The sequence below is a fragment of the Paenibacillus sp. sgz302148 genome (genome assembly GCF_056120465.1).
This window is the reverse complement of the sequence record NZ_JBVYOJ010000009.1, coordinates 250,320-265,042: the sequence shown is the minus strand read 5'-3', so window position 1 is coordinate 265,042 and position 14,723 is coordinate 250,320. Positions and strand designations below refer to the sequence as shown.

Annotated in this window: 15 protein-coding genes; all 15 read right to left on the bottom strand. The window is 53.0% G+C overall.

All coding sequences use genetic code 11. The annotated features are described in order from the left end of the window. Position 1 precedes the first annotated feature (1 nt). Positions 2-2,083 (bottom strand): glycine--tRNA ligase subunit beta, encoded by a 2,082-nt coding sequence (gene glyS / locus AC0LWM_RS15680; protein WP_474675892.1) that lies wholly within the window; start codon positions 2,081-2,083, stop codon positions 2-4. Next, on the bottom strand, positions 2,076-2,963 hold the full coding sequence (gene glyQ / locus AC0LWM_RS15675) for a glycine--tRNA ligase subunit alpha (RefSeq protein WP_474675891.1): 888 nt from the start codon (positions 2,961-2,963) through the stop codon (positions 2,076-2,078). The genes glyS and glyQ overlap by 8 nt, the downstream gene beginning before the upstream one ends. 339 nt (positions 2,964-3,302) lie before the next feature. Beyond that, positions 3,303-3,581 (bottom strand): alpha/beta-type small acid-soluble spore protein, encoded by a 279-nt coding sequence (locus tag AC0LWM_RS15670; protein ID WP_474675890.1) that lies wholly within the window; start codon positions 3,579-3,581, stop codon positions 3,303-3,305. 115 nt (positions 3,582-3,696) lie between these two features. Then, a complete protein-coding gene (gene recO, locus AC0LWM_RS15665; protein ID WP_474675889.1) occupies positions 3,697-4,443 on the bottom strand; it encodes a DNA repair protein RecO in 747 nt (248 codons plus the stop codon). Between the two features lie 52 nt (positions 4,444-4,495). Further along, positions 4,496-4,636 (bottom strand): YqzL family protein, encoded by a 141-nt coding sequence (locus tag AC0LWM_RS15660; protein WP_474675888.1) that lies wholly within the window; start codon positions 4,634-4,636, stop codon positions 4,496-4,498. A 437-nt stretch (positions 4,637-5,073) separates the two neighbouring features. Beyond that, positions 5,074-5,979 carry a GTPase Era gene (era, locus tag AC0LWM_RS15655; protein WP_474675887.1) on the bottom strand — a complete coding sequence of 302 codons (906 nt, stop codon included), beginning with the start codon at positions 5,977-5,979 and terminating at the stop codon, positions 5,074-5,076. Positions 5,980-6,339: 360 nt separating this feature from the next. Then, positions 6,340-7,041 (bottom strand): diacylglycerol kinase family protein, encoded by a 702-nt coding sequence (locus AC0LWM_RS15650; protein ID WP_474675886.1) that lies wholly within the window; start codon positions 7,039-7,041, stop codon positions 6,340-6,342. Beyond that, entirely contained in the window at positions 7,041-7,538 is a 498-nt protein-coding gene (gene ybeY, locus AC0LWM_RS15645) for an rRNA maturation RNase YbeY (protein ID WP_474675885.1), read from the bottom strand. Before ybeY ends, AC0LWM_RS15650 begins: the two co-directional genes overlap by 1 nt. Further along, entirely contained in the window at positions 7,535-9,793 is a 2,259-nt protein-coding gene (locus AC0LWM_RS15640) for an HD family phosphohydrolase (protein WP_474675884.1), read from the bottom strand. The genes ybeY and AC0LWM_RS15640 overlap by 4 nt, the downstream gene beginning before the upstream one ends. Positions 9,794-9,811: 18 nt before the next feature. Beyond that, positions 9,812-10,759, bottom strand: coding sequence for a PhoH family protein (locus AC0LWM_RS15635; protein ID WP_474675947.1), 948 nt, complete (start codon positions 10,757-10,759; stop codon positions 9,812-9,814). 33 nt (positions 10,760-10,792) lie between these two features. After that, positions 10,793-11,995 (bottom strand): sporulation protein YqfD, encoded by a 1,203-nt coding sequence (gene yqfD, locus AC0LWM_RS15630; RefSeq protein ID WP_474675883.1) that lies wholly within the window; start codon positions 11,993-11,995, stop codon positions 10,793-10,795. Continuing rightward, positions 11,992-12,282: a sporulation protein YqfC gene (yqfC, locus tag AC0LWM_RS15625; RefSeq protein WP_474675882.1), complete on the bottom strand. Its 291-nt coding sequence runs from the start codon at positions 12,280-12,282 to the stop codon at positions 11,992-11,994. The genes yqfD and yqfC overlap by 4 nt, the downstream gene beginning before the upstream one ends. 191 nt (positions 12,283-12,473) lie before the next feature. Beyond that, complete coding sequence (locus AC0LWM_RS15620; protein ID WP_474675881.1) at positions 12,474-13,007, bottom strand: hypothetical protein; 534 nt, start codon at positions 13,005-13,007, stop codon at positions 12,474-12,476. A 4-nt stretch (positions 13,008-13,011) separates the two neighbouring features. Next, positions 13,012-14,004 carry a flotillin-like protein FloA gene (gene floA, locus AC0LWM_RS15615; protein ID WP_474675880.1) on the bottom strand — a complete coding sequence of 331 codons (993 nt, stop codon included), beginning with the start codon at positions 14,002-14,004 and terminating at the stop codon, positions 13,012-13,014. 44 nt (positions 14,005-14,048) lie between these two features. After that, complete coding sequence (locus AC0LWM_RS15610) at positions 14,049-14,684, bottom strand: NfeD family protein (RefSeq protein ID WP_474675879.1); 636 nt, start codon at positions 14,682-14,684, stop codon at positions 14,049-14,051. Positions 14,685-14,723 lie beyond the last annotated feature (39 nt).

Sequence of the window (14,723 nt, the reverse complement as noted above, 5' to 3'; positions counted from 1 at the left end):
TTTACCATACGATCTTGGAGAAATCGGCAAAGCTGCGCAAGTCGCCGGCAATGCCGCTCAGTTGGGCGAGCCGGTTCGCTTTGATTGCCTCGTCGTTTGCCATGACCATCACCTGATCGAAGTAGCGGGTAATCGGCTCCTTCAGCTTGCCGATGATCGACAGCGCCTCGCGCTCTTGACCCGATGTCATCGCTTCCCCGTATGCTCCGCGAACCGATTGCCATGCGTCGTACAGCTCCCGCTCGACCGCTTCGGCAAATATCGCCGGATCGATTGCGTGGCTGTCCGCTTTGGCGGCAAGATTCGCCACCCGGTTGAACGAGTCGACGGCCGTTTTGAAGTCGGCTTGGTTTGCCACCGTATCCATCAACGCGGAACCGCGGCGAACGACCGAACCTACGTCGTCGATGCCTTCCGAGCCGGCTAATACGGCATCTACGACGTCATAGCACACGCTCTCCGACAATACGTTTTTCACGCGCAGGGTGAAGAAATCGAACAAGTCTTTGACGATTTCCGCAGACGGGCGCTTGAGCAGCTTCGCTTGATCAAGCACGGCGAGCGCTGCGTCGAATATTTGTGAAAGCTTGACGGTCAAGCCATGATCCAAAATGATCTGCACGATGCCCGCGGCTTGGCGTCTAAGCGCATATGGGTCCTGCGAGCCGGTCGGGATGATGCCGATCGAGAAGCAGCCGACGATCGTGTCGATTTTATCCGCGATGCTGGCAATGGAGCCGACAATCGATGCCGGCGAAGCATCGCCGGAGAAGCGCGGCTGGTAATGCTCGTTGATCGCTTTGGCGACAGCTTCAGGCTCTCCCGCTTTGCGGGCGTAATCTTCGCCCATTACGCCTTGAAGCTCGGGGAACTCGTATACCATTTGCGTCACGAGGTCGAACTTGCAAATATCGGCTGCACGGCCGACATGCTGTGCGGTCTCGGCGTCCACGCCGATCAGAGCGGCCAAACGGTCCGCGATGGCGCGAATGCGGCGCACTTTATCGCCGATCGTGCCGAGCTCCTCGTGGAATACGATCGTCTCCAGCTTCGCGAGTGCCGTTGCGATCGGAAGCTTCTGATCTTCCTCGTAGAAGAAGCGGGCGTCGGACAAGCGGGCGCGAAGCACCTTCTCGTTGCCTTTTGCCACGATATCTAGTGATTCGCTGTTGCCGTTGCGTACCGTCACGAAATACGGCAGCAGCTGTCCCGCTTGATCAAGCACCGGGAAGTAGCGTTGATGCTCGCGCATCGACGTAATGAGCACTTCTTGCGGAATGCTGAGAAATGCAGGATCAAATGAACCGAATAACGCCGTCGGGTATTCAACAAGGAATAGTACTTCCTCGAGCAAATCGTCCTTAATGGCGATGGTCCAGCCCTTTTCCGCCGCGATCGCGTTGATTTGCTGCAAAATCAGATCTTTGCGCTCTTCCGCATCGACGAAGACAGCCTGATCTTTCAACAACGCTTCATACGCCGCAGGGCTCGTAATTTCCGTATCGCGGCCAAGGAATCGGTGTCCCTTGGATACGCGGCCAGCCGTTACGCCGGCAATTTCAAGCGGGACGACCGCATCGCCCAGCAAAGCGACGAGCCAGCGGATCGGACGAACGAATTTTTGCTCCAGCCTGCCCCAGCGCATATTTTTCGGGAACGTCATTGACGTAACGATCTGCTGCAGTCCTTCCGTCAAAACGGCCGACGTCTCGACGCCGATGCTGTTCTTCTGCGCATAGACGTATTCCACGCCGCCAAGCTCTTTGAAGTACAACTTCTCCGGTTCGACCCCTTGGCTGCGAGCAAACCCTAAAGCCGCTTTGCTCCAGTTGCCGTTTTCGTCCTGGGCGATTTTTTTCGCCGGACCTTTCGCTTCCTCCTGGATATCCTGCTGCTTATCGGCAACCGCCAGCACGCGAACCGCAATCCGGCGCGGCGTTGCGAACGCTTGGGCCTCGCCGTGCTCGATCCGGGAATCGGCAAGCCATTTCGTCAATTTATCTTTTAACTGATCCATCGCACCGCGCATAAAACGGGCCGGAATTTCCTCCATCCCGATTTCGATGAGCAAATCTTTAGGCATTTTCGTTCGCTCCTTTCTTAAGCAACGGGAAGCCGAGCCGCTCGCGCTCCTCCAAATACGTCGCCGCGCAGGCGCGGGCCAAATTGCGGACGCGCATAATGTAGCCGGTTCTTTCCGTAACGCTGATCGCGCCGCGCGCGTCGAGCAAGTTGAACGTGTGCGAGCATTTCAGCACGTAATCGTACGCTGGAAATACGAGCTTTTGCTCCATCGTTTTTTTCGCTTCTTCTTCGTACGTGTTGAAAAGAGAGAACAGCATTTTGGCGTCGGAAACCTCAAACGTATATTTGGAATGCTCGTACTCCGGCTGCTTGAATACGTCGCCGTACGTTACGCCGTCCACCCACTCCAGGTCGAATACGTTTTCTTTGTCTTGAATATAGGACGCAAGCCGTTCCAGGCCATACGTAATTTCGACGGCGACCGGGTTTGCGTCGATGCCGCCGACTTGCTGGAAATACGTGAACTGCGTAATTTCCATGCCGTCGAGCCATACTTCCCAGCCGAGTCCCCATGCGCCAAGCGTCGGCGATTCCCAGTTATCTTCTACGAAGCGGATATCATGCTTGAGCGGGTCGATGCCGAGACGCTTCAAGCTTTCCAGGTACAGCTCCTGCACATTGTCAGGCGATGGCTTTAAAATAACTTGGTACTGGTGATGCTGGTACAGCCGGTTCGGGTTTTCCCCATAACGGCCGTCCGCCGGGCGGCGGGAAGGCTCCACATAAGCGACATTCCACGGCTCCGGGCCGATGCTCCGCAAAAACGTCATCGGGTTCATCGTGCCTGCGCCTTTCTCCGTGTCGTATGGCTGAAGAATGATGCAGTTTTGCTCGGCCCAATAGTTTTGCAGCGTCAAGATGATCTGCTGAAAATTCATTGCTACTACCCCTTTCTTCATTTGGACAAAAATAAAACTCCCGCCCTATGCCTGAACATGCAAGCATAGGGACGAGAGTTGTTTTCCCGCGGTTCCACCCTAATTGACCGATCCGATACGCAAAACGTACCGTTTTCGATCCACTTTTCAAATTGCCGCTCAAGAGCGCCGTTTCACCGACCCGGTCGACCGGGCTTACACGATCCCCGGCTCGCTTGACATAACCTGACAGCCTGCTACTTTCTCCGTCATTGCAGCTTATTCCGTATGTTGTACGAGAACAATTATGCAATATAATACCTAACTCATAGCAGATTGTCAATATGCAGGCAGATTCGCCTATCGGCCCGGCTGCTGAAGCCGTTCCTGCGCGATGCGGATCATCTCGCGCACCATCCGTCCGCCGATTTGCCCGCCGATTTTGCCGGCATTTTCCGTCGACAAATTGCCGTTATAGCCTTGCTCGAGCGGAATGCCCAGCGTACGGGCCACTTCGAACTTGACGTTCTGCGGCTGGTTCGCCTGGTAACCGGCATCCCGCATCACTTCCAGCTTGAGCTGCTCCAGCGCGCCGGCCGCCTCGGGCACGATCGGCCGTCTGCTTCTTCTTCTCGCCACCGCTATCCCTCCTTCAGCTACTCGAAGCCGGGCGGCTTCGACAAGCGTATCGTTGACACGCCTTGAACCGTGGTTCAGGCTGATGTGCTTACCGATAGGGTGTCCGGGACGAAGGTTAAATATGATACTTGTCCATCTGGTCCAAAAAATTGCGTGCTTTAAAAGAGATGCCGAGGTGGTGATCCAAATACGCCTTCATGCACCTTTTGAGCTGCTGCTTCGTTTCCGGCTTCACTTCCACTTTGCCGAGCCGGCGGGCGTCAAGCCGCCCAAATAGCCGGAGCAGCTTAATCGCCTTTTCGGATAGTGCCGTTGCCGACGGATCTTTCGTCAAGCAGTAGGAGCACAGCATGCCGCCGAGCTGCGCGCTTAAGGCGAACAGCTCGGAAGTTCTTCCGCAGGAAACGCACTCCTCCAGTACAGGCGCATAGCCGGAAGCCGCAATGATCTTCATTTCGAACAAATGGATGACGATTTGCGGGTCTTTTTCCTGCTCGATCGCTTCCAAACTGGCCTTCAGCTGCTCGAACATATAGGCCCCCGCCTCTTGCTCCTGCAGCGCGCGGTCCGCTAGTTCTACCAAGTAGGCGGCATATGCGGACATATGCAACTGCTCACGCAAAAGATGGTGAGATTCGTAAATCTCACCATGATTCAGCGTACCCATTTGGCTGTTTTTGTAAAAGACATACTCACCGTACGTAAACAGCTGCGACGCCGCCGTCAGCCGGCTTTTCAGCTTCTTCGCTCCGCGCGCCATGACGGCCATTTTCCCATGCGTTTTCGTAAACAACGTGACGATTTTGTTTCCTTCGCCGTAATCGATGCTGCGAATGACAATCGCCTCAACGCGATGCAGCATGTGTCCATCCCCCATGTTCCTGCCAAGCTTCAGTTCGATAAATTACAATTCGTTATAAATCCGCCGTTTCCTCCTGAAGCGGCTCATCCTGCTCCCATTCGTCCCGATCGACGCCTTTGTTGATTTCCTTGTAGAGCATGTACGCATCGACATCCCCAGTCATCATAAAATACTTCCAAGAAAAATCTCGCATCCGAGTATTCATCCTTTCCGTAGGAAATGACTATGCATTTACACCGTTAGGATGCGGCGAAAGAGCCTTCGATATGCGATGCAATAACTGGGAGAAGGTGGGACGTTCGGTTGACGTTGAAGGAAAGTGCGTGCTCCTTGCAAAAGAAATGCTTCGTTGCGAGTGGGTATGTGCTTCCGTCCGCTGTTCAAATCGTATATTTCACATCATGTTTTATGGTTATTATACGATTTGAAATCGGAACGCAGACTTGGAAGTTTTCCGAAGGAAAACTCGCATCGTAAGCATATGCTCAGCACATACCCGACTCGCTTACTTCGCTTTCTTTTTCCAGTCGCTACATTTCCACAATCAAAACCGAACAATGAAGAAGAGACTAAGGAAAAACGAACGGACAAAACAAACGAATCAGACAAAACAGACAAACAGCCGAAGGATCAATACGAATCCTTGCGGAAGCCCAGATCCTTCAGAACGCTTTCGTGGTTGCGCCAGTCTTTTTTAACTTTGACCCATAGCTCCAGGAACGTACGCGAGCCAAGCAGGTTTTCGATGTCCTGGCGCGCGCGTTTGCCGATTTCCTTGAGCAGTGCGCCTTGCTTGCCGATAATGATCCCTTTTTGCGAATCCCGCTCGACAAAAATCACGGCGGATATATGCACAACCCCGTTCTCCTGCACTTTCATATCCTCGATCGCAACGGCGATGGAGTGCGGCACTTCCTCGCGGGTCAGCAGCAAAATTTTCTCGCGAACAAGCTCTGCGCAAACGAACTGCTCCGGATGGTCCGTAATTTGGTCGGCCGGATAATATTGCGGTCCTTCCGGCAAATATTTGATCAGCTGCGTCAACAGTGTGTTCACATTATTGCCGTTCATCGCCGAAATCGGCACGATTTCCGCGAAGTGATATAAATCCTTGTATATTTCGATCGTCTTGAGCAGCGCCTCCGGCTGAACTTTATCGATTTTGTTCAGCACGAGGAATACGGGCGTCCGTACGTCCTTGAGCCGCTCGATAATGTACCGGTCCCCGCCGCCGATCTCTTCCGTTACGTCAATCAGGAACATGATCGCGTCCACTTCCGCCATCGCGCTGTCCGCGGCCTTCATCATGTAGTCGCCAAGCTTGGACTTCGGTTTATGTATGCCCGGCGTATCCAGGAATACGATTTGCGCGCCGTTCGTCGTATACACGCCGTGGATTTTGTTGCGCGTCGTTTGCGGCTTGTCGGACATGATGGCGACCTTCTGTCCGATCACTTGGTTCAACAGCGTCGACTTGCCGACATTCGGCCTGCCGATAATGGCGATAAAGCCGGATTTGAATTTTTCGTTAGCCATATGTAATAAATCCCCCTATGGAAGGTGTTCAATTGAATATTGAATGTAAAACAACTGGAAAATATGTAGTTAATTCGAGAACAAAAGGCACGTTGAACAAATTAACTGTAAATCCTGTACTTAAAATTTCCGGAATCCTCGCTTAATCCATATTTCCTCGAAATTAACTGTAGGTTTTCCATTTAATCGATAAAAATCAATTGTTTTAAACGAAATTAACGGCAGGTTTTACAGTTATTTCTCAATGTGAAATCAAACAACGTCGAGGACACTCATTTACCGTTCCGGCAAACCGGCCGTCATCCGGCCGCCTTTCCGCCCCGCATACCGCTCATACTCACTCGGGAATACCCGGCCACCCTACAGCGCTTGAAACAAACTGTAGCATAGCAACGTAATTAAACTCCCCGTTGCTCCGCCCAGCAGCAGCGACAGGATAGATCGATCGGTCTTATCAACCAAAACAATTACAAATATAACGCATAACAGAACGGAAAGTAAAATGACGAGCGATTCGCCCGATACGAGACAAATCAGCGTTGCGATAGCGAACGAAACGGCGGCGATCAGGCTTGGTCTCCATCCGGTACCCGATTTGCCGGACAATCGTACTTGGATCGCGATGATCAGAATAAGCACCAGCGCAACAAACGCAACGACCATGCCGGCAGATAGCGAAATGTGCTGCATCCGCCACTCCCGAAGCAACGTATCCACCGGTTCGTAGAAGACGATCGCCCCCACGGCAACGGCAAAAACCGCAGTCACGAGTACGGCGCCTGCGGCTACGTCTTTTGCGATTTTAGCCAAAGGATGGCGGTCCGGCATCGCCAGATCAACCGTTTTTTCAACGGCCGTGTTGATCATTTCCATGACGATAACAAGCGTAATCGAAGCCAGAATGAACAATATATCCAGCTTCGACAGCCGAAGCAGCATCGCAAACAGAAGCACAAACACCGACACGGTGAAATGGAATTTCATGTGCCGCTGCGACGATAACGCGTATTGAATGCCTTCATACGCATAACGAAAATTGCGAATCCATTTGCGAGGCTCCATTAGCGGACCAACCCTACCTTTTGCAAAGCGGCTTCTTGCTTGTCCATCATGATGCGTTCCGCCGCCTCGTCCTGATGATCGTAACCAAGCAGGTGCAAAAATCCGTGCGCGAACAAAAATCCGAGCTCCCGTTCGACCGAATGGCCGTAATCTTCGCTTTGCGCAATCGCGCGAGGCACGGAAATAATGATGTCGCCCAGCATATTGCCGAACGGCTCCTCCTCATCCTCGCTTTCCACTTCGAAGACGATGTCAGGCTCACCGTCGCCGTCTTCCTGCATCGCAAAAGACAGCACGTCCGTCGGCTTGTCCACGCCCCGGTAATCTCGGTTCAATTGATGGATTGCGGCATCGTCCACAAAACTGAGCGCAACTTCGCCGGCTTCCACGCCTTCCGTTTCGCCAACAATTTGCAATACCGTCTCGAGCTTGGCAATCAGCTCGTCCGTAATTTCGAGCGCATCCTGCTCATTATTCCACTCCAATGTCAACGTCATGCGGTTTGTTCTCCTTTGTTGTCCTTATTGTCCGTTTTTTTGGCGATATCCTCCGGATATTCGATCCGGGAATGGAAAATGCCGATTACCGTTTCCTTGAGCGATTGGGCAATCGTATCAAGCTCTTTCATCGTCAAATCGCATTCGTTGAACTGCTGGTCGTCCAGACGGCTTTTAATGATTTTTTGAATCATATTCTCAATATGCTCCACGGTCGGATTGCGGAGCGAACGGACCGCGGCTTCGACGCAATCGGCGATGCCGACGATGGCCGCTTCCTTCGACTGCGCTTTTGGTCCCGGATAACGGTAATCTTCTTCGGTGATATCCGGCTCTACGCCTTGTTCCTCCGCTTGTTTCAAAGCCTTGACGTAAAAATATTTCAGCAGCGTCGTTCCGTGATGCTGCTCCGCAATGTCGCGAATCGGCTTCGGCAGCCGGTGATCCTTCAGCATCTCGACGCCGTCGCGCGCATGGGCGACGATGATCGATTTGCTCAGCTTCGGCTCGATAAAGTCATGCGGGTTTTCGATGTTCGTTTGGTTTTCGATAAAATAGCTCGGGCGCTTCGTTTTGCCGATGTCATGATAGAACGAGCCGACGCGGCATAATAAGCCGTTCGCCCCGACCGATTCCGCGGCGGCTTCCGACAAATTGCCGACCATCACGCTATGGTGATAGGTGCCCGGCGTTTCCTTAAGCAGCTTGCGCAGCAAAGGATGGTTCGGATTCGACAGCTCGACGAGCTTCAGCGCCGACAAAATGCCGAAGGTGAGCTCGAAGAACGGCATCAGACCGATGACGAGAATGACCGTCAGCAGCCCTCCCGCCAAAGTAAATCCAAGCGAATAAAAAACTTCCTGCCGGTTGACTTGGTCCTCCAGCATGAGCAGCGACATGATCGACAAGGCGCCGAACAAGCAAACCATGATGCCGGCTTTCAAAATCGTCGAACGCTGGCTTGCCCGATGGATCGCGAACATGGATGCGAAGGAAACGACCAATGCGACGAAGCCGTAGCGGAAGTCGAATATTTGATCTTGGCCCATGTTCAGCACGATGCTCGCGATGACGGCGAACAAAATCGTGGATACGTAAGCGATCCTTCCGTCCATCAGCAACGTTACGAGCATGCTGCCGAGAGCTAGCGGAGTAATAAACCCGATATACGGATACTCGTCGCTTTGCGCCAGCTCGACGATCTTCATCGCGAAAATATTCACTATAAAAATTAGCAGCAGCATAAGCAGCTGGCCGTTATGGTACGGATAGCTCGTCGCGCTGCTTTGCCGCATAAACATAAACAAAACGAGCGTAAACAACAGTACGAGGATGAACAAGCCGAATTGCGGCCAATAGCTGACTTTGTCCTTAAGCAGCTTCAAAGCGTCCAAACGATCGTAAATATCTTGCGTAATGACTTCGCCTTTGTCGACGACGATGTCGTTTTTCTTGATATAGACAGGCTGCGTGTTTTCCCGCGCTTTATCCCGCGCTTCTTGCGTCGATTCCTCGTCGAAAAATCGATTCGGCGTAATCGCGTAACGCGCCATTTCCTGCACGATTTCACGCATCGCTTTTTTCGATAGCGTCGATGCGTTCACCAACTCCGCGACGCGGGCTCTCGCCGTTTGGGCGTCGTTGATCTGATCGTTCATGAGGCGCATGACGATTTCGCTCGTTACGGGCCGCATTTCCGCAATTTCCGCCGCGCTTAGCTTCGGCAGCTTGTAGAACGTTTCTTCCGGGATCGTATATTGCTGCTCGTCCACCCGCTTCTTCAGCTCTTCCAGCAGCGTTGCGTTCAAATTGATGTTCGATTTGTTGTTGCGGATGAAGGAATCGGTAAAATTGCCGATTTTGCCCGGAATTTCGTTGCGGTAAATATTAACCTTGCTGTCATACGAAACTTCATCGTCCGCATTGAGCTGCTCCAGGCGGTCGAATATTTGATCGACAACGATTTCGTTGCGCATCGATACGATCGTAAAGATCGGCTGAACCTTCTGCGCCGCATCTTCCTGCGCCTTGACCGTCGCTTTTTTATCCTCGATTTGCTCCGACGCTTTGATTTCCCTTTCGCTGACTGCGCCTAGCTTAATGTCGTACGTTTGCGGCACGAGCCGGTCCGCCATGCTGATATAAAACAGTACCGCAAAAAAGAAAAACAGAAGCAAGCGCACGCCAGCACTGTGCTTCCATCCGCTCATTTTATACGAAAATTTGCTTCTCGCCCCGTCAAGCTTTCGGTTCATACGGAGGTCATTCCTCTCTTATTGACCAACTTGCTCAGTTTCTTTATTGTAGGCCATAATAATTTTTTGGACAAGCGAATGACGGACAACGTCCTGTTCCGTAAAGTGAATGAATCCAATCTCCTCAATTTCGTTTAATAGCCGTCCCGCTTCGATCAATCCGGAATTTTTGCCCCGAGGCAAATCGATTTGCGTCACGTCGCCGGTAATGACCATCTTGGATCCGAATCCGAGCCGGGTTAAGAACATTTTCATTTGTTCGGGCGTCGTATTTTGCGCTTCGTCCAAAATAATAAAAGAATCGTCGAGCGTCCGTCCCCTCATGTAGGCGAGTGGCGCGATTTCGATTAATCCCCTCTCGAGCGCCTTGGCGACATGATCGGTTCCGAGCACGTCGTATAAGGCGTCATACAGCGGTCGCAAATACGGATCGACCTTTTCTTGCAAATCGCCTGGCAGGAAGCCAAGACTTTCGCCGGCTTCGACGGCGGGCCGAGTCAATACGATCTTCTTCACTTGCCCTTCCTTCAGCGCCGCCACGGCCAGTACGACGGCCAAATATGTTTTCCCCGTTCCTGCAGGTCCGATACCGAACACGATGTCCTTCTTGCGTATGGTCGAAACGTAATGTCGTTGACCGATCGTCTTGACCCGAATCGGTTTCCCTCGATACGTAGTAGTAATCTCACCTTTGTACAGCTCTAGCAGCTGGTCCGCTTTCATTTCCTTCGCCAAATCGATGGCGTACAAGATATCCCTTTCCGTCAACGCATAGCCGTTGCGTACAAGCTGGAGCAGCACGTCCAGCAGCTGGTGAATCGAATCCAGCATCGCCCCTTCGCCTTGAATCGATATTTCCGCCTCGCGCGACTGGATGCGCGCATCCATCCGCTCTTCAATCAACCGCAAAAATTTGTCCTGCGGACCGAACAGGGCGAGCGCCTCCGCCGTATTTTGCAGCGTCATCTTGATCGTTTGTGGGTAATTTGCCAACAAGCCTCATTCTCCTTGGATGTGAACTAGGGGTTGTTCTTTCGCTATATTTTGCTCTATCTCGAAAAGCACTTTCATATAAACTTTACCACTCTCCGTCTTTTCATGCAAAATCTTTTCTTCCTTGATCGCCGCATCGCGGCCCGCCTTGACGAGCAAATCGGCCCGCGCCTGCTCCAGTCCGATCGCTTTCGCCTCCTTCGGCGACCGTTCCGTATCCAAATATTCGAATTCCATAATCTTTTCCTTCATCCACCCGATCGGCAGCGAGTAGCCCCGCCATCCCACCTTGTCCCGTTCGACGATCGTTTCATACATCGCATATTCCAGCTTCCCGAAACCGCTCACCTTCAGCGCGCGGTCGCCGAAAACCGCATATTGCCGGATCTTGGACTCGCCGGTATACACTTTATAGCGCTGCACAAGCGGTACGGCGATCTCGTATTCGTGCCATACGAGGCCCCTTACCTTTCCTTGCGCAACGACCGTTGCCGTATTGTCTCCTCCGCCGGTAATGCCGGATATGAGGATATCCCCTTTTTTGACACGCATGTTTTTGCGGACGAGAGGCTTGCCCTTCTCGGCGATAATTTCGGTAATGACCGCATCCGCGTTCGAAACGAAGTGTCGCGGCGTATTCAATGGCTTGTCTTCAGGCACCGTAGCCTCAACAACCTTGATCATGATGCTCGTCCCTTGTTTCTCGACGCCAACCCAAGCAGCTCCCGGGAGATGATTTTGCAGCCTTCTCGACAGAACGTCGGCGTCATCCAGCCTGAACTTCCATTGAAAGCGATAAATGCCCTCCTGCGCTGCCGCTTTCATGATTTGATCCTCCGTTATCTTTACGTTGCCTTGTACCTGAATGTTCCAAACAAGCGATGAAAGAATATAAAGTCCGATGAAAAAAGAGACGCCGCCGACAACGAACATTTTGCGATGGCCCAGTTTGTCCAAAAAAAACGGAAAACCAAACCGCGCCTTCACATGGATGCGGCAGCCTGTCCGTTTCAAGAGCGGCCGAAGCCGGAAAAAATCGCGCAGCAAAATATTCATTTCGAGCCGCTCATTGCGCGTAAGCTTGACGTCCCAAATAGAAAAACCGCCGGCGGCGGCCGCGTTGACGAGTTCTTCCCGTCGTTCGCCGCGCACCTCCACGGTAACAAAGCCGCGAAGTTTGGAGATGATGGACGATTGCAAGGAGATCACCCTTTCGATTGGCTAATATATTTCACGTCGGAGATCGTGCCTTCGACGAGCACCTCTTCGGATAAAATCGCGCGTATGACGAGCTCCTTGCCCAGCACTTCCAGTTCGCCGGCCGTCAGCGACAGGCGCAGCCTCTCGCTGGAGAAATGCAATACGCCGCGATAGTTCTCGATATAGAGCTGCACGTTGCCGATCATCGTCACGCGGGGCATATCGAAGGTAACGTCTTGAGGCAGGTCGAGTATGGTCGAGGTTAGTTTTCGAAGTTTTCGGCCTAAGCGGCGCATGTTTGCTGCAGCCCCCCTCCTGTACTGTACAAAATATGCGTCGATAATCCGTTTTATGAGCAACAAAAGTACCCACAATGTGGAGTCTGGCTTCAAAGCCGATTAAGGGACTCTGCGGGAACCCCGAGACGTAAAAAAATCGCCAAGCCTTATGCATCAAGGCTTGACGATCGATGAAACTCCTATGCGCACTAGGACATCCGTTTGCCGGAGTAAGGTCTTTTTGCGCGCGGCGGACTTAATATTTCCGACCAGATGACCCCTTGAACGAGCTCCCTGTTCGTTACTTTCCGCTGCGGTACGGCAGCGTCCGACGCAGCCGTCGAATTCTCGTTGCCGATGGCGCCCGGCGTCAATAAGCTCTCAGGCCGCCTTGGGTCGGGCGGCGCTGTCAACGCCGGCATGGCGATTTCGCGCTCGTTGGACGGGATTGCGCCCTGTTCCGACACCGGTTCAGGCCGTTCCTGGCGGTCCGGAGCCGCCGTTTGGAACGGTGACGGCGCCGGCGCTTTCCGCGGCTCCATCGGCCGCGCAGGACGCGAAGGATCGCGCCAAGGCCGCGCCGGGTCGCCGCCTCCGAAAGGAGGCATCGGATTCATTCGTTTGCCCGGAGTCTGCGGCTGATTTTGCGGTTTGCCGAGCTTGGAAAATAACGAAATGACAAATCCGATCACGATGACGACAAATACGATATTGCCCATCAAAAAATCGATGATCGTTTGCATGGCATTACTCCTTGTCGTCGTTGCGGCCGGATTCCGACATTTTGCCTAACGATCCGCGCATTTGCGTGTCGGCTTCGATATTTTTCAAATTCATGTAATCCATGACGCCGATTTTGCCGCTGCGGAGCGATTCCGCCATTGCAAGCGGAACCTCGGATTCGGATTCGACAACCTTCGCGCGCATTTCCACGACTCTCGCTTTCATTTCCTGCTCCTGGGCGACGGCCATTGCCCGGCGCTCCTCGGCTTTCGCCTGAGCGATCCGCTTGTCCGCTTCCGCTTGTTCCGTCTGCAGGTGGGCGCCGATATTTTTGCCTACGTCCACGTCGGCGATATCGATCGATAAAATCTCAAAAGCGGTCCCTGCGTCCAGTCCTTTGCCGAGCACGGTACGCGAAATCATGTCCGGATTTTCGAGCACGTCCTTATGCGAGTTGGCAGAACCAACCGTCGTGACGATCCCTTCCCCGACGCGGGCAATAATTGTTTCTTCACCGGCGCCGCCGACGAGTCTTTCGATGTTCGCGCGCACCGTAACGCGCGCTTTGACCTTCACTTCGATTCCGTCCTTTGCTACGGCTGCGACGGTCGGCGTTTCGATCACCTTCGGGTTAACGCTCATTTGCACCGCTTGCAGTACGTCTCGGCCCGCCAAATCGATTGCGGCCGCTCGCTCGAAGACGAGATGAATGTTGGCGCGCTCTGCGGCGATCAACGCATTTACGACGCGGTCCACGTTCCCTCCGGCGAGAAAATGACTTTCCAACTGATTGATCGTAAGTCCCAGACCCGCTTTTGTCGCCTTAATCATCGGGTTAACGATACGGCTTGGGATAACGCGGCGCAAGCGCATCGCCACAAGCGTAATGATGCCGATGCGGACGCCCGATGCCAGAGCGGAAATCCAGAGCATCACCGGGAAAAAGCTTAAAAATACAAATAGCACGACAACGGCGACGGCACAAATCAGCAATACTGTAATCGTATTCGGATCCATCTTCGATATCATCCTCCATTGATTATATTTGCTCTACTCGAATACTACTCGATAACTTCTCGCACGACGACGCGGCTCCCTTCTACCTTGCAAACTTTAATCCGTCGATGCGGCATAATAAATTCGCCTTCCGTTACGACATCGACGCGTTCGCCGCCGATAAGGGCCGTTCCGGCCGGGCGCAGCGGCGTGATGCTTTCCCCCGACTGATGAAGCAGAGAGGTCTTTGTTTCCGCAGAAACGTAGCCGTCCTCCGTCTTCAGCGAGTGCTTCAGAATGAACCGGTTCCATTCGCCGAGATGCTTGTACTTCTTCGTGAGCCAAACGACGATGATCGTCGAGATCACTAGAGCAAAGCCAAGCGAGACGACGGCTTCTCCGGGATGCTCCGCGGCGCGCACGACGCCGATGATCAAACATAAGGTTCCGAGCACGCTCAGCAATCCGAAGCTTGGTACGAATAATTCCAAAGCCAGCATCACGATGCCGAGGATGAACAGCACGATATCGATCATGCTTGCCGAACCTGCCGCAAACTGCCCATAGAAATATACCGCGAATGCCGCAGTCCCGACGATTCCCGCTCCCATAAAACCGCGAAGCAGCAAAGCGGATGCGATGCCGGTCAGTCCGATCAGAAGCAACAGGGCCATAACGATCGGATTTGTCAGTATATCCATCGTATTCACCTCCACTAGTTGTTTAATACGATGCACGGC